The sequence below is a fragment of the Cupriavidus sp. USMAHM13 genome (genome assembly GCF_001854285.1).
GTDB lineage: Bacteria > Pseudomonadota > Gammaproteobacteria > Burkholderiales > Burkholderiaceae > Cupriavidus > Cupriavidus malaysiensis.
Genome location: NZ_CP017751.1, coordinates 3,926,539 through 3,946,844, shown reverse-complemented (window position 1 = coordinate 3,946,844; position 20,306 = coordinate 3,926,539). Strand labels below are relative to the sequence as shown.

Sequence of the window (20,306 nt, the reverse complement as noted above, 5' to 3'; positions counted from 1 at the left end):
GGCTATAATCGGCGCATGGACAAGTCCCGCGACACGACCCGCCGCACCCGCCGCGCCGCCTGGTGGTGCGCCTTCGCCGCGCTGGCCGGCTTCCTGCTGGCCGATCTGGCCTGAGCGGCACAGCCTCGCCGGCGACGCCATGTGCGTGGATCGTCGCTGCCGGGCTATGTACCTGTTTTCTTTGCGCTTTTCTTCATTCTCGTATAGAATGCGCAGTTCTCTCCGGTAGCTTTCGCGAGCTGCGCCGGCCGCGCCACCTCCGTCACGGCGGAGCAGCGTGTCCTGTCCGGCGCGGAGCCTGGCCTCGCGCCAGGATGCGGCTGGTTCGTGCGCAGGTCATGCGCCGATCGTGCACCGGCGGGAGATAACCGGGCCAGCCGGCCGGCACCTCGACCTGTCGATGACAGTGGCATGGTGCAGTGGCACCGGTCTGGCATTCGGCGTTTTATACACATCGAGAGGTTCGACAATGTACGCGGTCGTAAAAACCGGCGGCAAGCAATACAAGGTTGCTGCTGGCGAAAAACTGAAAGTAGAACAGATACCGGCTGACATTGGCGCTGAAATCACGCTCGACCAGGTGCTCGCAGTGGGCGCAGGCGACCAGATCAAGTTTGGTACGCCGCTGGTGAGCGGGGCTTCCGTCAAAGCTACCGTTATCTCCCAAGGTCGTCACGACAAGGTGAAGATCTTCAAGATGCGCCGTCGTAAGCACTACCAGAAGCGTCAAGGCCATCGTCAGAATTACACCGAACTGCGTATCGAAGCCATCGTTGCCTGAGCATCGGCTCAGTCTGCATCGAATTCGAACGTAACCCGGTAAAGCGACAGGAGTTAAGTCATGGCACAGAAAAAAGGCGGCGGTTCTACACGGAACGGCCGCGATTCCGAATCGAAGCGCCTCGGCGTGAAGGTGTTTGGCGGCCAAGCCATCAATGCAGGCGGCATCATCGTGCGCCAGCGCGGTACCCGCGTGCATGCCGGCGACAACGTCGGCGTGGGCAAGGACCACACCCTCTTCGCCCTGGTTGACGGCCACGTGCAGTTCGCCGTCAAGGGCGCTGCGAAGAAGCAGCAGGTCAGCGTCGTTCCGGCAGCCTGATCTCCGCCTTTGCAGCAGGAAGGCCCCGCAACGCTTGCGGGGCTTTTTCTTTTCTGGCGACAATATTGCCGATGTCCGCCATCCGCCGTGGCCGCCTGGTGCCGAAAGGCAGGGCGGCCCGCACCAGCCACGGAAACCCATCATGAAGTTCATCGACGAAGCCCGCATCGAAGCCATCGCCGGCAACGGCGGCAATGGCAGCGCCTCGTTCCGGCGCGAGAAGTTTGTGCCCTTCGGCGGTCCGGATGGCGGTGACGGCGGGCGCGGCGGCAGCGTGTTCGCCGTGGCGGACCGCAACATCAATACCCTGATCGACTTCCGCTACGCCAAGAAGCACGTGGCGCGCAACGGCGAGAACGGCCGCGGCTCGGACTGCTATGGCGCGGCCGGCGAGGACGTCACGCTGCGCATGCCGGTGGGCACCCTGATCACCGACCTCGACAGCGGCGAACTGGTCGCGGACCTGACCGAGCATGGCCAGAAGGTCTGCCTGGCCGAGGGCGGCATGGGCGGCTGGGGCAACCTGCACTTCAAGTCCAGCACCAACCGCGCGCCGCGCCAGCAGGTGGACGGCAAGCCGGGCGAACGCCGCATGCTCAAGCTGGAGCTGAAGGTGCTGGCCGACGTCGGCCTGCTCGGCATGCCCAATGCCGGCAAGTCGACCTTCATCTCGCACGTCTCGAACGCGCGCCCGAAGATCGCCGACTATCCCTTCACCACGCTGCACCCCAACCTGGGCGTGGTGCGCGTCGACCATGAGCAGTCCTTCGTGGTGGCCGACATTCCCGGCCTGATCGAGGGGGCCGCCGAAGGCGCCGGCCTGGGTCACCAGTTCCTGCGCCACCTGCAGCGCACCGGACTGCTGCTGCATATCGTCGACCTGGCCCCCTTCGACGACGCGGTCGACCCGGTCGCCGAGGCGCGCGCGATCGTCAACGAGCTGAAGAAGTACGATGCGACGCTGTACGAGAAGCCGCGCTGGCTGGTGCTGAACAAGCTCGACATGGTGCCGGAAGACGAGCGCGAGGCCCGCGCCAAGGACTTCATCAAGCGCTACAAGTGGAAGGGGCCGGTGTTCCGCATCTCCGCGCTGACCGGCGAAGGCTGCCGTGAGCTGATCTACGCGATCAAGGACCACCTGGCCGCGATCAAGGCCGAGGAAGCTGCCGCGCTGGCCGAGCCGGACGTCCGCCTCGACGATCGCCTGCACAACGTCGAGCGGGACGGCGGCGGGCCGGTCTGAGCCGGGCCGCGCGGCGCAGGCGACGACACCACCAACATAACCATTCCGGGGGAATACGGGCGGCGCCCCGGCGCCTGCCCGGCGGCAGCGTCCCCCACTCCTCGAGACAGGAAGCTCACCATGCAATCGGTCATCGCGCAGGCAAAGCGCATCGTCGCCAAGGTCGGATCCAGCCTGGTGACCAATGATGGCAAGGGCCTGGACCACGACGCCATCGCCCGTTGGGCGGCGCAGATCGCCAGCCTGCGTGCCAGTGGCAAGGAAGTGGTGCTGGTCAGCTCTGGCGCCATCGCGGAAGGCATGCAGCGGCTGGGCTGGAGCAAGCGTCCGAGTGAGATCCACGAGTTGCAGGCGGCCGCCGCAGTCGGCCAGATGGGCCTGGCGCAGGTCTACGAAAGCCAGTTCGGGCTGCATGGCATCCGCACCGCGCAGGTACTGCTGACGCACGCCGACCTTGCCGACCGCGAGCGCTACCTGAATGCGCGCTCGACGCTGGTGACCCTGCTCGGCCTCGGCGTGGTGCCGATCATCAACGAGAACGATACCGTCGTCACCGATGAGATCAAGTTCGGCGACAACGACACGCTGGGCGCGCTGGTGACCAACCTGATCGAAGGCGACGCGCTGGTGATCCTGACCGACCAGCGTGGCCTCTACACGGCCGATCCGCGCAAGGACCCGGCGGCCGAGTTCGTGCACGAGGCGCTGGCCGGTACGCTCGAGCTGGAGGCCATGGCCGGCGGCGCCGGCACGGCCATCGGTCGCGGCGGCATGCTGACCAAGATCCTGGCGGCCAAGCGCGCGGCCAAGTCGGGCGCCCATACCGTGATCGCTTCGGGGCGGGAGCCCCGCGTGCTGGAGCGGCTGGCGGCCGGCGAGGCCATCGGCACCCAGCTGCTGGCGCCGACCGGCCGGCTGACCGCGCGCAAGCAATGGATGACGGATCACCTGCAGCTGCGCGGGCGCCTGGTCATTGACGCGGGCGCGGTGGCCAAGCTGACCGCCAGCGGCACCTCGCTGCTGCCCATCGGCGTGGTCGAGGTGCAGGGCGAGTTCGTGCGCGGCGAAGTGGTTGCCTGTGTCGACCAGGCGGGGCGCGAGGTGGCGCGCGGCATGAGCAACTACTCCAGCGCCGAGGCGCGCCTGATCGCGCGCAAGCCCTCCGCGGAGATCGAGGCCGTGCTCGGGCACGTCAACGAGCCCGAACTCATCCACCGGGACAATCTGGTCCTGATGTAAGGCTGCCGCCGGCTGGGCGGCTCAGCCTCGCGGGCGCGGCGACGCGCCTGGTGTCCTGGATCGCAGATTCATCGGCAGCCCCTGCGGGGCCGCCGAGGGGCCGCTAGCGGAAGCCGTTCTGCGCCGGCTGGTCGCTGCGCAGGCGCTTGACGATGTCCTTGGCGCTGCCGTAGGCCGAGCGGCCGTCGCACAGGTAGTCGCGGCCCAGTGCGTCGGCGTAGTTGTTGCGGCTGCTCTGGCTGAGGCGGATCCATCCCTCGCGGCCGTCGCTGCGGTTACGCACCCAGCCCTTGGCGCCGGGCGGCAGCGTCGCGTACAGCTTGCGCTCGAAGGTATCGCAGCGCAGCGCCTCGAAGCTGGTATTGCGCACGCCGCTGGCGCTGGTGATCACCACGGTGTAGCGCACGGCGCCGTCTTCTCCGACCAATACCGACTTGGCGTCGACCGCGAACTTCAGCGTGGTGTTGGTCGGGCCGAATTCGAAGGGGATCAGGTCGGCGTCGCTGGGCAGCGCGGGCAGGGAGACCTCGACCTCCTTGAACGGCTTGCCGCCGAACAGGTCGTCGATCAGGTCGCCTTTCTTGTTGGGGAGCTCTTCCTCTTCAGCGTTGGCGGTCTGCGGCTTGCTGGGCGTGCTGCTGCACGCGGCCAGTCCGAGGCAGGCGGCGGCGGCCGCCAGCAGGCAGGCGGCACGCAGGCGCGGGCGAAGGCCGCGCCCGGCGAATTCAGTCATCGGTACTCCGTTCAGGGTTTGCCGGCAGCGCCGGCTGGATCGGGCCCGGATTGCCGCGGCCCGCGTTTTCCTGGCGCGCCTGTCCGTGGCGGCCGCCGTGGTGGCCGAGGTGATGGCCGTGTCCACCGTAGGGGCCGGCCATGCGGCCACGCTGCAGGAAGCGCGACAGCTCCGTCAGCGCCATCTGGTAGACCTCGCGCTTGAACTCGATCACCGCTTCGAGCGGCACCCAGTACTGGCTCCAGCGCCAGGCGTCGAACTCGGGGTGGTCGGTGGCGCGCAGGCGGATATCGCAATCCCGCGCGGCCATGCGCAGCAGGAACCAGATCTGCTTCTGGCCCCGGTAGTGGCCGCGGATTTCGCGGCGGATGAACTTGTCCGGCACCTCATAACGCAGCCAGTCGCGGGTACGACCCACGATTCGGACATGTTCGGGCAGCAGTCCGACCTCTTCATGCAGTTCGCGGTACATCGCCTGTTCCGGCGTCTCGCCGTATTTGATGCCGCCTTGAGGAAACTGCCACGAATGTTCGCCGATACGTTTGCCCCAGAACACCTCGTTCCGTGCGTTGATGAGGATAATGCCGACGTTCGGGCGAAAGCCTTCACGATCGAGCATGACTGCACCTCGAATCCTTTAGAATTACGTCGATTATAAAGCGCGCGGTACGGCCTGAGTGGGCAGGTGCTGGTTTTCCCCAGCGGAAGCGTCGTTTCAGGCGCGTGCGTACAGGATTTGGTGCGGTGGCACTCCGGAATCGGCCGGGGGGGCCGGACCCTAAGAGAAAGCTACGGATGAAAGCCTCGCAATTCTTCATTTCCACCCTCAAGGAAGCCCCTTCCGACGCGGAAATCGTCTCGCACAAGCTGATGATGCGCGCCGGCATGATCAAGAAGCTGGGCGCGGGCATCTACAACTACATGCCGATCGGCCTGCGCGTGATCCGCAAGGTGGAGAACATCGTGCGCGAGGAGATGAACCGGGCCGGCGCGGTCGAGTTGTCGATGCCCGTGATCCAGCCGGCCGAGCTGTGGCAGGAGACCGGCCGCTGGGACAAGATGGGCCCGGAGCTGCTGCGCCTGAAGGATCGCCACGAGCGCGATTTCGCCGTGCAGCCGACCTCGGAGGAGGTCGTGACCGACATCGCGCGCAGCGAGATCCGCAGCTACAAGCAGCTGCCGATCAACTTCTACCAGATCCAGACCAAGTTCCGCGACGAGCGCCGGCCGCGCTTCGGCATCATGCGCGGCCGCGAGTTCACCATGAAGGACGCCTATTCCTTCGACCGCGACCTGGACGGCATGAAGGCTTCGTACCAGAAGATGTATGACGCCTACGTGCGCATCTTCCAGCGCTTCGGCCTGGAATTCCGCGCGGTGGCGGCCGACAACGGCGCCATCGGCGGTTCGGGCTCGCATGAGTTCCACGTGATCGCCGACACCGGCGAGGACGCCATCGTCTACTGCCCGGACTCCGACTACGCCGCCAACATGGAGGCGGCCGAGGCGCTGCCGCTGCTGGCCAGCCGCGCTGCCGCCGCCGAGCCGCTGGTGAAGGCGTCGACGCCGGAGAAGGCCAAGTGCGAGCACGTGGCCGAGTTCCTCGGCATCCCGCTGGAGCGTACCGTCAAGTCGATCGTGCTGGCCACCGACGGCGAGGCCGGCACGCAGGTCTGGCTGCTGCTGATCCGCGGCGATCATGAGCTGAACGAGATCAAGGCATCGAAGGTGCCCGGCCTGGCCGACTTCCGCTTCGCCACCGAGAACGAGATCGTTGACGCCTTCGGTTCGCCGCCGGGCTACCTGGGCCCGGTGGGCACCAGGAAGCCGGTCAAGCTGGTGGTGGACCGCACCGTCGCCAATATGAGCGATTTCTGCTGCGGCGCCAACGAGCGCGACTACCACTACACCGGCGTCAACTGGGGCCGCGACCTGCCCGAGCCGCAGGTGGCCGACCTGCGCAACGTGGTCGAGGGCGACGCCTCGCCCGACGGCAAGGGCCGCCTGTCCATCTGCCGCGGCATCGAGGTGGGCCACGTGTTCATGCTCGGCACGCGCTACTCGGTCGACATGAACGCCAACTTCCTCGACGAGAACGGCAAGACCCAGCCGATGCAGATGGGCTGCTACGGCATCGGCGTCACGCGTATCCTCGGTGCCGCCATCGAGCAGAATTTCGACGAGCGCGGCATCATCTGGCCGGCCGCCATCGCGCCCTTCGAGGTGGTGGTGTGCCCGGTCGGCTACGACCGCAACGAGGCGGTCAAGGCCGAGGCCGACCGCATCCATGCCGAGCTGCTCGCGGCCGGCGTCGACGTGATCCTGGATGACCGCGGCGAGCGTCCCGGCGTGATGTTCGCCGACTGGGAGCTGATCGGCGTGCCGCACCGCGTGGTGGTGGGCGATCGCGGCCTGAAGGAGGGCAAGGTCGAGTACCAGGGCCGGCGCGACGCGCAGGCGACCGCGGTGGCGGTGGCCGACGTGGTCGGCCACGTACGCGGCCTGCTCGCCGGCTGACGCGGCTGACGGTGCGCGCGCCACGCCCAGCTTCCAGCCTGTCCGCTACCCGGCTCGGCGCCGGGCGGCTGGCGCGCGCGGGCGGCGCCCTGTTCCTGGTGGTGGCGGCAGCCGCCGCCCACGCCGGCGCACAGAAGGAAGAAGATCTCGCCGACTCGGTGCGCGGCGCGCTGGCCGCCGCCATCGCCGACGGCCGCCCGGTGCGGCCCGTCTTCGCCAGCGGCGGGGAGCGGCTGGCCTACCTGAAATGGCTGGACGAGATGTCGCGCCGGCTGGAGAGCCGCATCCCCGAATCGCAGACGCGCGTCGAGCTGATCGAGACCGCTTACTACGAAGCCAAGCGTGCGGGACTGGAGCCGGCGCTGGTGCTCGGCCTGATGCAGGTCGAGAGCAATTTCCGCAAGTACGCCATCAGTGCCGCCGGCGCGCGCGGCCTGATGCAGGTGATGCCGTTCTGGACGCGCAGCATCGGCGACAGCGATTCCCGCAAACTGTTCCACCTGCAGAGCAACCTGCGCTACGGCTGCACCATCCTGCGTTACTACCTCGACCGCGAGCAGGGCGACCTGTTCCTCGCCCTGGGCCGCTACAACGGCAGCCGCGGCCGTCCTGAATACCCGAATGCCGTGCTGGCCGCGTGGAAGCGCTGGCAGTATTCCGAAGTCTCGGTCACCGTGGCCGGCGATCCGGCGCCTGCCGCGCCGCGCGCCGCGCCGGGCGGCCTGGCCGAGCGCCCCGCCGGCAACCCCTTCTCTGCGCGGCGCCTCGCCAATCCGTCATGAGCGCGCAGCCCGGCAATGCGGCCGGCGCCACCGGCCACACGGTCTCGTCGCCGGAGCTGGAGCGCTGGCTGGTGCGCCACATTGCACTCGGCTTCGGTGTCGAAGCCCTGGTGCGCTCGATGTGCCTGTCCGGCTACGAGGCCGGCTTCGCCCGCACCACCGTGCTGGCGGCCCTCGCCGTGGCACCTGCGCGCGACGCCGCCGCATCCGCGCCGGCGGCCGGGGCTGCGGGCGATGCCATGCAGAACGTGCACCGGCATGGCGCCCACGACACGCGGCTGCTGTTCTCGCTGCAGGCGCCGCGCGTTTCGCTCTACCAGGGTTTGCTGGATGCCGCCGAGTGCGACGCCCTGGTGGCGCTGGCGCGCGGGCGGCTGGCGCGCTCGCCGGTGGTCAATCCCGACACCGGCGACGAAAACCTGATCGATGCGCGCACCAGCTTGGGCGCCATGTTCCAGGTGGGCGAGCACCCCCTGATCGCCCGCATCGAAGCGCGTATCGCCGCGCTCACGGGCGTGCCGGCCGAGCATGGCGAAGGCCTGCAGATCCTCAACTACAAGCCCGGCGGCCAGTACCAGCCGCACTACGACTATTTCCATCCGGAGCGGCCGGGCGAGGCGCGCCAGCTGCGCGTCGGCGGCCAGCGCATCGCCACCCTGGTGATCTACCTGAACAGCCCGCCGGCCGGCGGCGCCACGGCCTTTCCGCGCCTGGGCCTGGAGGTGGCGCCGGTGCAGGGCAATGCGGTCTACTTCGCCTACCGCTTGCCGGACGGACGTCTCGACGAGCGGACACTGCACGCGGGCCTGCCGGTGACAGCGGGTGAGAAATGGATCGCAACCAAATGGCTGCGCGAGCGTCCGTACCGGAACCTGCCTTGAGTCCGGCCAGGCCGGCCGCGCGCCTCTGGTTCGATGCCGCGCTCCCGTTCGCCGAGTACCGGTGCGCCGGCGACGGCGGCGCCGCCTACCTGCCGCATACGCATCCGACCCTGTCGATCGGCGCGGTTGACGGCGGCGGCAGTGTTTTCCGCTGGACCGGCGGTGTCGAGCACCTGGCGCCCGGTACGGTGGTGGTCGTGCCCGCCGAGCGCGTGCATGCCTGCAATCCTTTGCCGGATGGCCGCTGGAGCTACCAGATGCTGCACCTTGAACCGTGCTGGGTGCGGGGCGTGCTGGCGGAGATTGCCGCCCACGGCGGCGCGATCGACGCTCTGGACGAAGTCGACGTGCGGCGCGAGGCGGCCAGCTACCGGGCGCTGCGCATCTTGGGCGGGATCCTGTTCTCCCCGGCCGATGCCGAGACCAAGGAGGCGGCCCTGGTGGGCGTGGTCGGCGACCTGCTTGCCGGCCGCGGCGCCTTGACACGCCAGCCGGCGCCGACCGCCCCCATGCTGCCGGCCGCGCGGCTGGCGCACCTGAAAGCGCTGCTGCAGGCGCGCCACGCCGAGCGCCTGCCGCTGGCCGAACTGGCGCGCGAAGCCGGCATGAGCCGATATCACCTGATCCGCGCCTTCCGCGCCGGGACCGGCCTGACGCCGCACGCCTACCAGCTCGACCAGCGCATCAACCAGGCACGCCGGCTGCTGCGCGCGGGCGGTGTCCTGGCCGACGTCGCGCTGCAACTGGGATTCGCCGACCAGAGCCACTTCCAGCGAGCCTTCAAGCAGCGCGTGGCGATGACACCGCTGGCCTACCAGCGCGGCGGGCGTGGCGCTGCGGCAGACGCCGCGCCCGCCGCGCCCGCCGCGCCCGCCGCGCGCGACATGCGGCCATGACCGTGGCGCTGCCGCCGCGCCGGGGCGAGCCAGCCACGCCAGGTGCCGAGCCGGGCATCGCCGGCGTGACCGGATGCTATCGCGAGGCGCCGCCGGACCTGGCGCTGCGCGGGCATTTTTCCTGCCTCTGGAGCAGCACGCTGCCGCCCGGGCCTGCCCGCGCGGTGGCGGTGCTGCCCGATGGCTGCGTGGATGTCCTCTGGCGCGATGGCGCGCTGCGTGTGGTCGGTCCGGATGTGACGGCTGCACACCCGGACCTGGCGCCGGGCGCGCACGTGCTGGGTGCCCGCTTTCGTGCGGGCGCGGCGCGCGCCTGGCTCGGCCTGCCGCTGTCGGAACTGGTCGGGCGCGCCGTGGCCCTGGAGGATCTATGGGGGAGGGCCGCCGCGGACATGGCGGCGCGCGTGCAGGAAGCCAGGGATCCGCTTGGCCAGGCGCGCGCCTTCCACCAGGAACTGCTTGCGGCAAGCCGCCGCGTGGCACCGGCCGAGGCGCGCGCGGCCGAGCTGTTCCGCCTGTGCGGGCTGCCCGTCGAGGACGGCGCGCGCGCGTTGGCGATACGGAAGCGGCTGGATCTCAGCGAACGTAGCGTGCGGCGTCTATGCCACGATCATTTCGGCTACGGGACCAAGACGCTGGAACGTATCCTGCGCTTCCAGCGCTTCTTTGCCCGCCTGCGCGGGCTGCCGGGCGCGGCATCGCTGGCGGTCCTCGCCGCCGAGGCGGGCTATGCCGACCAGGCCCACCTCGGCCGCGAGGTTCAGGCGCTTTGCGGCATCACGCCGGCGCGCCTGCGGCAGCAGTTGCGGGCGGATCAGGCGCTCTAGCGGCAACGCTGCGGGGGGAGCCGCGAGGCGGCGCGATCTGCACGTGCCGTTCCCGCCGCTGGCCGTTTCGTTCAAGACGGCGGCGCGCGCTGCCCTCATGCTGTAGCCTGCACTTCCGATTGATTCAATCCATTCCATTCCACAGGAGGCAGCCATGGGAATCCGGGGCAAGGACAGCCAGATCGACAACATCGAATTCAACGTGGGCGACATCGCACGCAGCAAGCGTTTCTACGGCGAGGTGTTCGGCTGGACCTTCACTGACTATGGGCCGGCCTATTGCGAGTTCAGCGATGGCCGGCTGACCGGTGGCTTCACCACCGGCGCGGCGGTCCGGCCGGGTGGGCCGCTGGTCATCCTGTACAGCGAGGACCTGGCTGATGCCCGGCAGCGCATCGTGGCCGCCGGCGGGCGCATCAGCCAGGAGGTATTCGAATTCCCGGGAGGCCGGCGCTTCCATTTCACCGACCCGGACGGCTACGAGCTGGCCGTCTGGACGGCCGCCTGAGTCTTCCGCCCGCGGTCCCCGGCCGCGCAATTTCCTTCAATACGGCGCGGCGCGGCGGGCCGACACTGCCATCTTCCGATGGAGGACGGAGATGGATCTGCTGAATGCGCCCGGCGGCCTCGCGCCGCAATTCGCCATGGTGGCCGGCGCCCACCTGCTGGCCCTGCTGAGCCCGGGCCCGGATTTCCTGCTGGTGGTGCGCAGCGGCCTGCTGCATGGCCCGCGCCGGACGGCCGCGGTCTGCCTGGGCATCGCCCTCGGCAACGGGGTCTTCATCCTGCTGGCGCTGGCCGGACTGGCTGCCAGCCGGGCCAGCCAGGCTTGGCTGGACGGCCTGCAATGGGCCGGTTGCGCTTACCTGGTGTGGCTGGGCTGGCGCTTCCTGCGCGTGCGCGGCGGCTTCGCTCTGCCCGATGGGGTGCAGCCGGGGCAGGGCGGGGCGACGGTCCCGGTTGCCTGGGCTGCACAGCTCGGCACGGGCCTGCTGTCGGCGCTGCTCAATCCCAAGAACGCCCTGTTCTATGCCAGCCTGTTCGCCATGCTGGCCGCACAGCACACGCCGCCGGCCATCCAGGCCGCCTACGGGGCCTGGATGTTCTGCGCCGTGTTCGGCTGGGACCTGCTGGTGGCGTACGGAGCCGGACACCCGGCCGTGGCCTCGCGTTTCGCCCGCTCGACCACTGCGGTCGGCCGCTGCACGGGATTGGCCTTGTGGGGCCTGGCCACCGTCGTGGCGGTGCGCTCTTGGCGGAGCTAGGCCGAACCCGGTCGCATCCGATATCCATGCCGGTACATTTGTGGAAAAGTGTACCGGTACTGTGCTGGTAACCGTCGCTAGACTGAGCAGGTCGTTTTCATCCCCTGCTTTTCGCCCCTAAGACGGAGTCCTCTCATGGCACTGCTTCAGCTCGCTGCCGGCTCCGGCGTCTTCGCCGCCTTCTGCGGCTTCGCGCTGGTGTCCTCGGTCACCCCCGGTCCCAACAATACGATGGTGCTGGCCTCCGGCGTCAACTTCGGCTTCGCCCGCACGGTTCCGCACCTGCTCGGCATCAGCCTGGGCTTCTCGCTGATGGTAGCCCTGGTGGGCCTGGGCCTGGGCTCGCTGTTCACGGCATTGCCGTGGACCTGGCAGGTCCTGCGCGTGGCGGCTGCGCTGTACCTGACATGGCTGGCCTGGAAGCTCGCGACGGGCGGCGGCGTGCAGGAACGCAGCGTGGCGCGGCCGATGGGCTTCCTGCGCGCGGCGGCCTTCCAGTGGGTGAATCCCAAGGCCTGGGTGATGGCGGTGGGCGCGTGCAGCACCTATGTGCTGCACGGCAACCTGTGGGTCAACGTCCTGCTGCTGTCGGGGATCTTCGCCGTGATCAACCTGCCCAGCGTGGCCATGTGGGCGGTGTTCGGCTCGGCGCTGCGCCGCTGGCTGGCCGACCCGCGGGTGCTGCGGGTCTTCAATGTGGCGATGGCGCTGCTGCTGCTCGCCTCGCTGTGGCCTATCCTCAGCGCAAGGCCCTGATGGCGCCGAGATTGCGCCAGTAGCCCTTGGCATCCATGCCGCAGCCGAACACATAGCGGTCCGGCACGGTGAAGCCGCAGAAGTCCGGATGCATGGGCTTGGCCTTGGCCAGCGTCTTTTCGCACAGCACGGCGGCGTGGAACTCGCGCGCGCCCATGTCCATGATGCGCTGGCGGATGGCCGCCATGGTCTCGCCTTCGTCGAGGATGTCGTCGAGCACCAGTACCACGCGGTCCTTGACCGATTCGCGCGGCGCCACGCGCCATTGCATTTCCCCGCCCACCGTCTTGTTGTTGTAGCGGGACAGGTGGATGTAGTCGAATTCCAGCGGGAAGGCCAGCTTGGGCAGCAGCATGCCGGTGAAGACCACGGCGCCGCCCATCACGGACAGCACCAGCGGGAAGGTGTCGCCGATCTTGGCGGTGATCTCGGCTGCCATGCGGTCGAGTGAGGCCTGCACGGCTTCTGCGCTGACGATTTCCTCGGAATTGGCCCACAGTTCGCGGGCCTGTTCGGCGGTCATCATGATGGTTCTTCCTATCTCGTTTCTTGGCGTGGGGGCGTGGGGGCGGTGCGCGGGGAGCGGCCCCGCGCGGGCAGGGAATCAGCGGTTGAACAACCCTTTCATGCCGCCTTTCATGGCGCCCATCGAGCGCATCAGCTTCATCATGCCGCCGCCCTTGAGCTTCTTCATCATGCCCTGCATCTGATCGAACTGGTTGAGCAACCGGTTGACTTCCTGCACCGGCACACCGGCGCCGGCGGCGATACGGCGCTTGCGGCTGGCCTTGATCAGGTCCGGCTTGGCGCGCTCGGCGGGCGTCATGCTGTTGATGATGCCCTCCATGCGGCGCACCTGCTTCTCGGCCTGGTCCATGTTGGCGCCCTGGGCCTGCTGCGCGAACTGGGCCGGCAGCTTGTCCACCAGGCTGCCCAGTCCACCCATCTTCTTCATCTGGCCGATCTGTGCCTTGAAGTCTTCCAGGTCGAAGTCGCCGGTCTTCTTGATCTTCTTGGCCAGTTTCTCGGCCGCTTCCATGTCGACGCCGCGCTGCGCCTCCTCGACCAGGGCGAGGATGTCGCCCATGCCCAGGATCCGCTGGGCCATGCGATCGGGGTAGAAGGGCTCCAGGCCGTCGAGCTTCTCGCCGACGCCGACGAACTTGATCGGCCTGCCGGTGATGTGGCGCACCGACAGCGCAGCGCCGCCGCGTGCGTCGCCGTCGAGCTTGGTCAGCACCACTCCGGTCAGCGGCAGCGCGTCATTGAAGGCCTTGGCGGTATTGACCGCGTCCTGGCCCAGCATGGCATCGACCACGAACAGGGTCTCGGCGGGCTTGAGCTCGGCGTGCAGCGCGGCGATCTCCTGCATCATCGCCTCGTCGATGCCCAGGCGGCCGGCGGTGTCGACGATCAGCACGTCGGCATAGTGCTTGCGCGCCCAGTCCAGCGCCGCGCGTGCGATGTCGACCGGTTTCTGGTCCGGCTGGGAGGGGAAGAACTCCGCGCCGACCTGCTCGGACACCGTCTTCAACTGGGCGATCGCGGCGGGGCGGTAGACGTCGCAGGAGACCGTCAGCACCTTCTTCTTCTTGTTCTCCTTGAGCCACTTGGCCAGCTTGCCCACCGTGGTGGTCTTGCCCGCGCCCTGCAGGCCGGCCATCAGGATGATGGCGGGCGGCTGCACTGCCAGGTTCAGTTCGGCGCTCTTGCCCTGCAGGCTTTCCTCGCCGCCGATCACCGCGGTCAGCTCGCGCTGCACCACCCCGACCAGGGCCTGGCCCGGCGTGAGGCTGGAGACCACCTCCTCGCCCATGGCCTTTTCCTTCACGCGCGCGATGAACTCGCGCACGACGGGCAGGGCGACGTCGGCCTCGAGCATGGCGAGGCGCACTTCGCGCAGCATTTCGGCGGTATTGGCCTCGGTCAGGCGAGCCTCGCCGCGCATGGTCTTGACGACCCGCGCCAAGCGTTGAGTGAGATTGTCCAGCATGGCAGAAAAGGGGGAGGTTTGGCGCCCGGGCGCGGCGTTACCGCGGCGCCACCAGTACAGGGCGCTAGGGTAAACTGTGCAAATGGCCATTGTACTGTATGCCTTGACGGCACTTCTCTATTGCGGCCTGGCCTATCACGGCTGGGCGGCGCGTCATGCCCAGCTGGCCGCCCTGGCCCAGGGCGGTGGCGGCTCGGCCCTGCTGATGGCGGGCGCATCCGGCGCGGGAGAGGCGCAGCCGCCCTGGTGGCACCTGCTGATGGTGGGGGCCCTGGCCAGCCACGGCCTGCTGCTGCACGAGACCATCTTTCCCGCCGACCACATGATGTTCGGCTTCGCCTACGCGCTGTCGGCCATGCTCTGGCTGGGCGTGGGCATCTACTGGATCGAGAGTTTCTTCTTCTCGCTGGCCGGGCTCGGCCTGATCGTGATCCCGGTGGCCCTGCTGGCCAGCCTGATGCCGCTGGTCTTTCCCGGCTCGCAGATCCTCGGCTATGCGGCCAAGCCGCTGTTCAAGCTGCATTTCATCATCGCCAACGTGGCTTATGGGCTGTTCACCCTGGCCGCCTTCCATGCTTTCCTGATGCTGCTGGCCGAGCGCCGCCTGCACGGCTTCAACCGTCCGGTGGGCGGGGGCGCGGGCGAGCCGCGCTGGCTCGGCCGCTGGCTGGACCTGCTGCCGCCGCTGCTGACGCTGGAGAAGCTGCTGTTCCGCCTGATCGGCGCCGGCTTCGTGCTGCTGACGCTGACCATTGCCTCGGGCCTGCTGTTCTCCGAGCAACTGTTCGGGCGGGCCTTCCGGCTCGACCACAAGACGGTCTTCGCCCTGCTGTCCTGGGGCATGTTCTGCGGCATCCTGATCGGCCGGCGCTTCTACGGCTGGCGCGGGCGCGCCGCGCTGCGCTGGGTGATCGCCTCCTTCGGCATCCTGCTGCTGGCCTACGTCGGCAGCCGCTTCGTCATCGAAGTGATCCTGCATCGCGTCTGAGGCCCGGCATGGCACGCATCTTCCTTCTCCTGGCCGTGGTGCTGGGCATGTTCTGGTGGCTGCGCAACCGCGCCGAGGAACGCCTGCGCGCGGAGCGCCGGGCGGCGCGCTCGGCCAGGCCCTCCCCCGATGACGGCAGTGCCAGCGAGGCGATGGTGCCGTGCGCGAGCTGCGGGGTGCATCTGCCGCGCAGCGAGGCGATCGCCTATCGTGGCCTGCACTATTGCCGGCGCAGCCACCTGCCGGACGACAGCGGCCCGCCCGCATGAAGACCCGGCAGCCCGCCGCGCCGCCAGCCGGCGTGCTGCATGCCATGCTGCAGACTTGGCAGCAGGCCGAGCCGCCGGAATTCCACTGGCGCCTGCTGCACTACTTCTGCTGGACGCGTCTGGCCGTCGGGCTGCTGCTGCTCGGCTACATCTGGCTGCCCTCCCAGCGCGGCGAGATGCTGCAGGCCCTGCCGGAGGCGCCGTGGACCTGGGCCAGCCCGATGCGCCTGGTGCTGTCCTACCTCGCGCTGGCGCTGGCGATGGCTGCCGCCGCGCTGTGGCGCCGCCGCTTTCATTTCCGCGTGCGCTTGCAGGTGCTGGCCGACCTGCTGCTGCTGGCGCTGCTGTTCCACGCCCTGGGGCGCCATGGTGACGGGCTGGCCATGATCTTCCTGCTGCCGGCGCTGGAGGCCGGTGCGCTGACCAGCCTGCCGTTCGCGCTGTTCGCCGCCGCGGTGTCGGCGCTGACGGTGCTGGGCGAGCCGATGATGCAGACGCTGGTGGCGCGCCAGACCGCGCCCGCGCTGCTTGGCGCCGGCCTCTACGGGCTGGTGTTCATGATCGCGGCGCTGCTGATGTACCTGCTGGCCAACCGCCAGCTGGCACAGGAGCAGCTGGCCCTGGCGCGCGAGCGCGAGCTGCGGCTGCAGCAGCTGGTCAACCGGCTGATGGTCAACGACATGCAGGACGGCGTGATGCTGCTGCGCGCCAATGGTGCCGTGGTAGCGGCCAATCCGGCCGCCGTGGTGCTGCTCGGCGTGCAGCCCGCCGAGCGCGGCGGCGATCCGCGCGCGGCGGGCGCACAGCGCGAAGCCATCCTGTTCGACCTGCGCCGCATCCCGCGGCTGCAGCCGCTGGCGGAAATGCTGCGCGACTGGCTGCGCAGCCGCGACGACGCGCCGCGCATCCTGCAGTTGCTGCCCCTGCCGCTGCGGCCTTCCTCGGGCGGCGGGCCCATCCTGCACACCCGCCTGCGCCTGCGTTTCCTGCTGCCGGGCGTGGCCGGCCTGCGCTCCACCTTCGCCGCGTCCCTGTCGACGCACACCCTGGGCTCGGCATCGTCGATGCGCACGGCGGCCTGGAACGAGATGTCGCCCGAGGCGGCTGCGCGCCTGCGCCTGGCCATCGCGCAGAACGAGGCGATGTCCTGGAGTCCCGAGGACGAAGCCCTGCTGCGCAGCGAGATGCGCGACACCGTGCTGGTGCATATCGAGAGCTGGGAGCGCATCGCCGAGCAGGTCCAGCAGGAGAAGCTGGCCGCGATGGGACGGCTGGTGGCCAGCGTGGCGCATCAGATCCGCAATCCGCTGGCGGCGATCAGCCAGGCCAGCGAGCTGCTGGCGGACTCCGGACGGCGCGGCGCGCGGGCCGAGGGCGACGTCGACGCGCGCCTGCTGCGCATCATCAGCGACAACGTGCGGCGGCTCGACCAGGTGGTCTCGGACGTGCTGCAGATGTCGCGCCGCCCGCGTACCGAGCGCAGTGCCGTGGACCTGAACAAGGCGCTGCCGGAAATCGTGGCGCGCTGGCGCGCGGAGATGCGCTCGCGCTCGGCGCGCGCCGAGGCGGTGGCCGGCGCGGCGCCGCCTGCGGGCCCCGGCCATGAAGTCAATGCCAATGCCATCCGCCTGACGGTCGATGTGGCCAGGCCGGTCATCTTCGAGCCGTCGCAGCTGCAACAGGTGGTCGGCAACCTGCTCGACAACGCCTGGCGCTACTGCAGCCGCCGGCCCGGCGCGATCCGCCTGCTGGCGCATGCGCTGGACCAGCACCATGCCGAGCTGATCGTCTGGAACGATGGCAGCGAGGTCTCGCGCGAGCACCAGCGCAGCCTGTTCGAGCCCTTCTTCACCAGCAATGCCCAGGGTACCGGCCTGGGATTGTTCATGGCGCGCGAGCTGTGCGGCGCCAACGATGCCCAGGTGCGCTACGGCACCATTTCGCTGGAGGCGCTGCTCGAGCGCACGGGGATGCTGGCGCCGGCCGCGCGCGATACACTGCCGTCCAAGGCCTTCGTGCTGACCTTGCGCATCGACACGCCGGAGACCGGCGGCACCTGAGGCCGGCCGAGCCTCCCGTCCAGACCGACCACGCGACCCAGCGCCCACTCCACCGCACGCCGCCCATGCCGTTCCGACCTTCCGGCCCCGATCCCATCCTCGTCATCGACGACGAAGCCGATCTGCGCGAACTGCTCGACATCTCGATCCGCCGCATGGGCCATGACGTGGTGCTGGCCGGCTCGCTGGCCGAGGCGCGCGAAAAGCTGGCCCGCGGGCACTACAGCCTGGTGCTGACGGACATGCGGCTGGGCGACGGACTCGGCATCGAGATCGTGCGGCAGCTGTCGAGCGCGCCCGAGCGCGTGCCGGTGGCCGTGCTGACGGCCTACGGCAGCGCCGACAATGCGGTCGAGGCACTGAAGGCCGGTGCTTTCGACTACATCGCCAAGCCGGTCTCGCTGGAGCAGTTGCGCAACCTGATCCTGAACGCGCTCGGCCGGCAGCAGCGCGACGGCGCGGACGTGTCGGCGGGCGATGCCGCCAACCGGGCCGCGGACCTGCTGCCGGGCCATTCGGCGGCCATGCAGGAGGTGCGGCGCGCGCTGGCCCGGCTGGCGCGCAGCATGGCGCCCATCGTGATCAGCGGCGAATCCGGCAGCGGCAAGGAGCGTGCCGCGCGCGCCATCCACGCCATCAGCGCGCGCGCGGCGCATCCGTTCGTGGCAGTCAACTGCGGGGCCATTCCGGAGACGCTGATGGAGTCAGAGTTCTTCGGCTACGTCAAGGGCGCCTTCACCGGGGCCGACAGCGAACGCGGCGGCTTCTTCCATGCCGCCAACGGCGGCACGCTGATGCTCGACGAGGTGGCCGACCTGCCGCTGGCGATGCAGGTCAAGCTGCTGCGTGCGCTGCAGGAGCGGCGTGTGCGCAAGATCGGCGCCAGCCGCGAGGATCTCGTCGACGTGCGGGTGGTCTGCGCCAGCCACAAGGACCTGGCCGCCATGGTGGCGGCGGGCCAGTTCCGCCAGGATCTCTACTACCGCCTCAACGTGCTGGAACTGCGCATGCCCACGCTGCGCGAGCGCGCGGAAGACGTGCCGGTGCTGGCGCGGGCCATTCTCGCCCACCTGGCCGGCCGCTACGGCGACCCGCGCGCCAAGCGGCTGTCGCCGGCGGCGCTCGAGCGGCTGTCGGCCTACCGCTTTCCCGGCAACGTGCGCGAATTGGAGAATCTGCTGGAGCGGGCCTACGCCTTCGCCGAGGGCGAGCACATCGACGTGGCCGATCTCGGGCCGCTGGAGGCAGGCACGGAGCGCCCCGGCCTGCTGGCGCCGCCCGCCGCGCCCGCGGCCTACTATGCGCCGTGGCCGGGCGGCGCGCTGTGGGCGCCGGTGGCAGCGCCCGCGCTGGCGCCCGTCGCCCTGCCCACCGGACTGCCGGCGGCACCGGAGCCGGTGCCGGTGCCGACCGCGTCCGCGTCGGTCGTGCTGGCCGACGATGCGATCGGCGCGATCGGCGCGCCCGTGGTCTTCCCGATCGACCTGCCGGCGCGGCTGGAGGCGCTGGAGCGCAGCCTGATCCTGCAGGCGCTGCAGCAGACCGGCTTCAACCGCACGGCGGCGGCGCCGCTGCTGGGCCTGAGCTTCCGCCAGCTGCGCTACCGCATCCAGCAACTCGGCATCCGCGGCGACGGGCGCGAGGAAGCGGGCGAGGCCCTAGATGCGGCGGACGGCATCGAGGGCACCGAGATATCGGGATGCACCGACCCGCTGGCCACAGGGAGGCACGATGGCTGAGCGGCGTTCCAGGTACCTGCGGCCCGCATTGCGTCCCGGCGCCGACGGCTGGGTGGCGGCGGCGCGCCGCGTGGACTCGCCGAATTTCGACGAGCGTCCCGCCGGCATGCCGGTCGGGCTGGTGGTGCTGCACAACATCAGCCTGCCGCCCGGGCAGTTCGGCAGCGGCGACATCGAGGCCTTCTTCCAGAACCGGCTCGACGCCACTCGCCATCCCTTCTTCGCCACCATCCACGACGTGCGCGTGTCGGCCCACTTCCTGGTTGCGCGCGATGGCGAGCTGATCCAGTTCGTCTCCTGCAATGCGCGCGCCTGGCATGCCGGCCTGTCCGATTTCTTCGGCCGGGAGCGTTGCAACGATTTCTCCATCGGCATCGAGATCGAGGGCTGCGACGACCTGCCGTTCACGGCCGCCCAGTACGACACGGTGGCCGCCCTGGTGCGGGAGCTGCTGGCAGCCTACCCCTCGGTGGGCGCGCTGGCCGGTCACAGCGACATCGCGCCCGGACGGAAGACCGATCCGGGCCCGCACTTCGACTGGGACCGGCTGGCCGGCGAGGCTGGCCTGGCGCCGGCGCTGCTGCCTTACCGCACGGTGAGGCCGGCTGGCAAGTGAATCCTGACGGTGCTTGTGGCTATCGGCTGCCGTCGGCCAATCGAAAAAATTTCTCTACAATATGCGCCCCCGCACCATGCGGCGCCCAAGCCTTGCGCTATGCGGCCTGGCGGCCATGCGGCAGCGCGCAAGGCCGGCACCGCTCGGCAAAAACTAAGTTGTCAAGACTGGTCAACGCGTGTCGTTTCACTATACTTAGTCCAGTTTTCTGATCCGGCCACTATATCTAGTGGTCGGGCAGCGTGCTCGCCTGGATGTGACTCAGGGGACGCAGCCGTCGCGATGCAGGCATCGCGCGGCCGGCGGCCCGGGACACCGGGCGTCCAGTCTTTCGAGTCCCCTGCAGATGTAGCAAGCCGCTTGCCGTTCCGGCCCCGTGCCGGCGGTGGGATTGTTCAGT

At 69.3% G+C, this 20,306-nt stretch carries 21 protein-coding genes; 17 read left to right on the top strand and 4 right to left on the bottom strand.

The genetic code is table 11. The annotated features are described in order from the left end of the window. Positions 1 to 469: 469 nt before the first annotated feature. The 4 genes from rplU (at position 470) to proB (ending at position 3,584) form a co-directional block, all read left to right on the top strand. The gene (gene rplU, locus BKK81_RS17470) at positions 470 to 781 is read left to right on the top strand and encodes a 50S ribosomal protein L21 (RefSeq protein WP_006576525.1); all 312 of its coding nucleotides are present in this window, start codon (positions 470 to 472) and stop codon (positions 779 to 781) included. 60 nt (positions 782 to 841) lie between these two features. After that, entirely contained in the window at positions 842 to 1,102 is a 261-nt protein-coding gene (gene rpmA, locus BKK81_RS17465; RefSeq protein ID WP_071015560.1) for a 50S ribosomal protein L27, read from the top strand. A 142-nt stretch (positions 1,103 to 1,244) separates the two neighbouring features. Next, positions 1,245 to 2,345, top strand: a complete 1,101-nt coding sequence (gene obgE / locus BKK81_RS17460) for a GTPase ObgE (RefSeq protein WP_071015558.1) — start codon at positions 1,245 to 1,247, stop codon at positions 2,343 to 2,345. Positions 2,346 to 2,465: 120 nt separating this feature from the next. After that, on the top strand, positions 2,466 to 3,584 hold the full coding sequence (proB, locus tag BKK81_RS17455) for a glutamate 5-kinase (RefSeq protein ID WP_071015556.1): 1,119 nt from the start codon (positions 2,466 to 2,468) through the stop codon (positions 3,582 to 3,584). Positions 3,585 to 3,687: 103 nt separating this feature from the next. Here proB and BKK81_RS17450 read toward each other — a convergent pair whose 3' ends face one another. Together BKK81_RS17450 and BKK81_RS17445 are read right to left on the bottom strand one after the other, a co-directional pair. Beyond that, entirely contained in the window at positions 3,688 to 4,317 is a 630-nt protein-coding gene (locus BKK81_RS17450) for a CNP1-like family protein (protein WP_071015554.1), read from the bottom strand. Beyond that, complete coding sequence (locus tag BKK81_RS17445) at positions 4,310 to 4,936, bottom strand: RNA pyrophosphohydrolase (protein WP_071015552.1); 627 nt, start codon at positions 4,934 to 4,936, stop codon at positions 4,310 to 4,312. Before BKK81_RS17445 ends, BKK81_RS17450 begins: the two co-directional genes overlap by 8 nt. Positions 4,937 to 5,112: 176 nt before the next feature. On the opposite strand from BKK81_RS17445, the gene BKK81_RS17440 reads away from it, so the two are divergent. The 8 genes from BKK81_RS17440 (at position 5,113) to BKK81_RS17405 (ending at position 12,241) form a co-directional block, all read left to right on the top strand. Beyond that, the gene (locus tag BKK81_RS17440) at positions 5,113 to 6,834 is read left to right on the top strand and encodes a proline--tRNA ligase (RefSeq protein ID WP_071015550.1); all 1,722 of its coding nucleotides are present in this window, start codon (positions 5,113 to 5,115) and stop codon (positions 6,832 to 6,834) included. A gap of 68 nt (positions 6,835 to 6,902) precedes the next feature. Continuing rightward, positions 6,903 to 7,616 (top strand): lytic transglycosylase domain-containing protein, encoded by a 714-nt coding sequence (locus BKK81_RS17435; protein ID WP_071016591.1) that lies wholly within the window; start codon positions 6,903 to 6,905, stop codon positions 7,614 to 7,616. Beyond that, on the top strand, positions 7,613 to 8,497 hold the full coding sequence (locus BKK81_RS17430; protein ID WP_071015548.1) for a 2OG-Fe(II) oxygenase: 885 nt from the start codon (positions 7,613 to 7,615) through the stop codon (positions 8,495 to 8,497). Before BKK81_RS17435 ends, BKK81_RS17430 begins: the two co-directional genes overlap by 4 nt. Then, positions 8,494 to 9,393 carry a helix-turn-helix transcriptional regulator gene (locus tag BKK81_RS17425; protein ID WP_071015546.1) on the top strand — a complete coding sequence of 300 codons (900 nt, stop codon included), beginning with the start codon at positions 8,494 to 8,496 and terminating at the stop codon, positions 9,391 to 9,393. Before BKK81_RS17430 ends, BKK81_RS17425 begins: the two co-directional genes overlap by 4 nt. Next, positions 9,390 to 10,220 carry a helix-turn-helix domain-containing protein gene (locus tag BKK81_RS17420; protein ID WP_083384149.1) on the top strand — a complete coding sequence of 277 codons (831 nt, stop codon included), beginning with the start codon at positions 9,390 to 9,392 and terminating at the stop codon, positions 10,218 to 10,220. The genes BKK81_RS17425 and BKK81_RS17420 overlap by 4 nt, the downstream gene beginning before the upstream one ends. 154 nt (positions 10,221 to 10,374) lie before the next feature. Continuing rightward, entirely contained in the window at positions 10,375 to 10,728 is a 354-nt protein-coding gene (locus tag BKK81_RS17415; protein ID WP_071015544.1) for a VOC family protein, read from the top strand. Positions 10,729 to 10,819: 91 nt separating this feature from the next. Further along, positions 10,820 to 11,485: a LysE family translocator gene (locus tag BKK81_RS17410; protein ID WP_071015542.1), complete on the top strand. Its 666-nt coding sequence runs from the start codon at positions 10,820 to 10,822 to the stop codon at positions 11,483 to 11,485. Positions 11,486 to 11,620: 135 nt separating this feature from the next. Further along, entirely contained in the window at positions 11,621 to 12,241 is a 621-nt protein-coding gene (locus tag BKK81_RS17405) for a LysE family translocator (RefSeq protein WP_071015540.1), read from the top strand. Here the strand turns inward: BKK81_RS17405 and BKK81_RS17400 are convergent. Both BKK81_RS17400 and ffh read right to left on the bottom strand, forming a co-directional pair. After that, positions 12,225 to 12,767, bottom strand: a complete 543-nt coding sequence (locus BKK81_RS17400; protein ID WP_071015537.1) for a hypoxanthine-guanine phosphoribosyltransferase — start codon at positions 12,765 to 12,767, stop codon at positions 12,225 to 12,227. The genes BKK81_RS17405 and BKK81_RS17400 overlap by 17 nt on opposite strands. A 78-nt stretch (positions 12,768 to 12,845) precedes the next feature. Then, a complete protein-coding gene (ffh, locus tag BKK81_RS17395; RefSeq protein WP_071015535.1) occupies positions 12,846 to 14,234 on the bottom strand; it encodes a signal recognition particle protein in 1,389 nt (462 codons plus the stop codon). A gap of 82 nt (positions 14,235 to 14,316) precedes the next feature. On the opposite strand from ffh, the gene BKK81_RS17390 reads away from it, so the two are divergent. The 5 genes from BKK81_RS17390 (at position 14,317) to ampD (ending at position 19,906) form a co-directional block, all read left to right on the top strand. Then, entirely contained in the window at positions 14,317 to 15,222 is a 906-nt protein-coding gene (locus BKK81_RS17390; RefSeq protein WP_071015533.1) for a cytochrome C assembly family protein, read from the top strand. Positions 15,223 to 15,230: 8 nt separating this feature from the next. Next, positions 15,231 to 15,491: a PP0621 family protein gene (locus tag BKK81_RS17385; protein ID WP_071015531.1), complete on the top strand. Its 261-nt coding sequence runs from the start codon at positions 15,231 to 15,233 to the stop codon at positions 15,489 to 15,491. Beyond that, entirely contained in the window at positions 15,488 to 17,551 is a 2,064-nt protein-coding gene (locus tag BKK81_RS17380; RefSeq protein ID WP_071015529.1) for a sensor histidine kinase, read from the top strand. The genes BKK81_RS17385 and BKK81_RS17380 overlap by 4 nt, the downstream gene beginning before the upstream one ends. Before the next feature lie 65 nt (positions 17,552 to 17,616). Beyond that, positions 17,617 to 19,290: a sigma-54-dependent transcriptional regulator gene (locus BKK81_RS17375; RefSeq protein ID WP_071015527.1), complete on the top strand. Its 1,674-nt coding sequence runs from the start codon at positions 17,617 to 17,619 to the stop codon at positions 19,288 to 19,290. Continuing rightward, on the top strand, positions 19,283 to 19,906 hold the full coding sequence (gene ampD / locus BKK81_RS17370; protein ID WP_071015525.1) for a 1,6-anhydro-N-acetylmuramyl-L-alanine amidase AmpD: 624 nt from the start codon (positions 19,283 to 19,285) through the stop codon (positions 19,904 to 19,906). The genes BKK81_RS17375 and ampD overlap by 8 nt, the downstream gene beginning before the upstream one ends. The last annotated feature ends 400 nt before the right edge of the window (positions 19,907 to 20,306 follow it).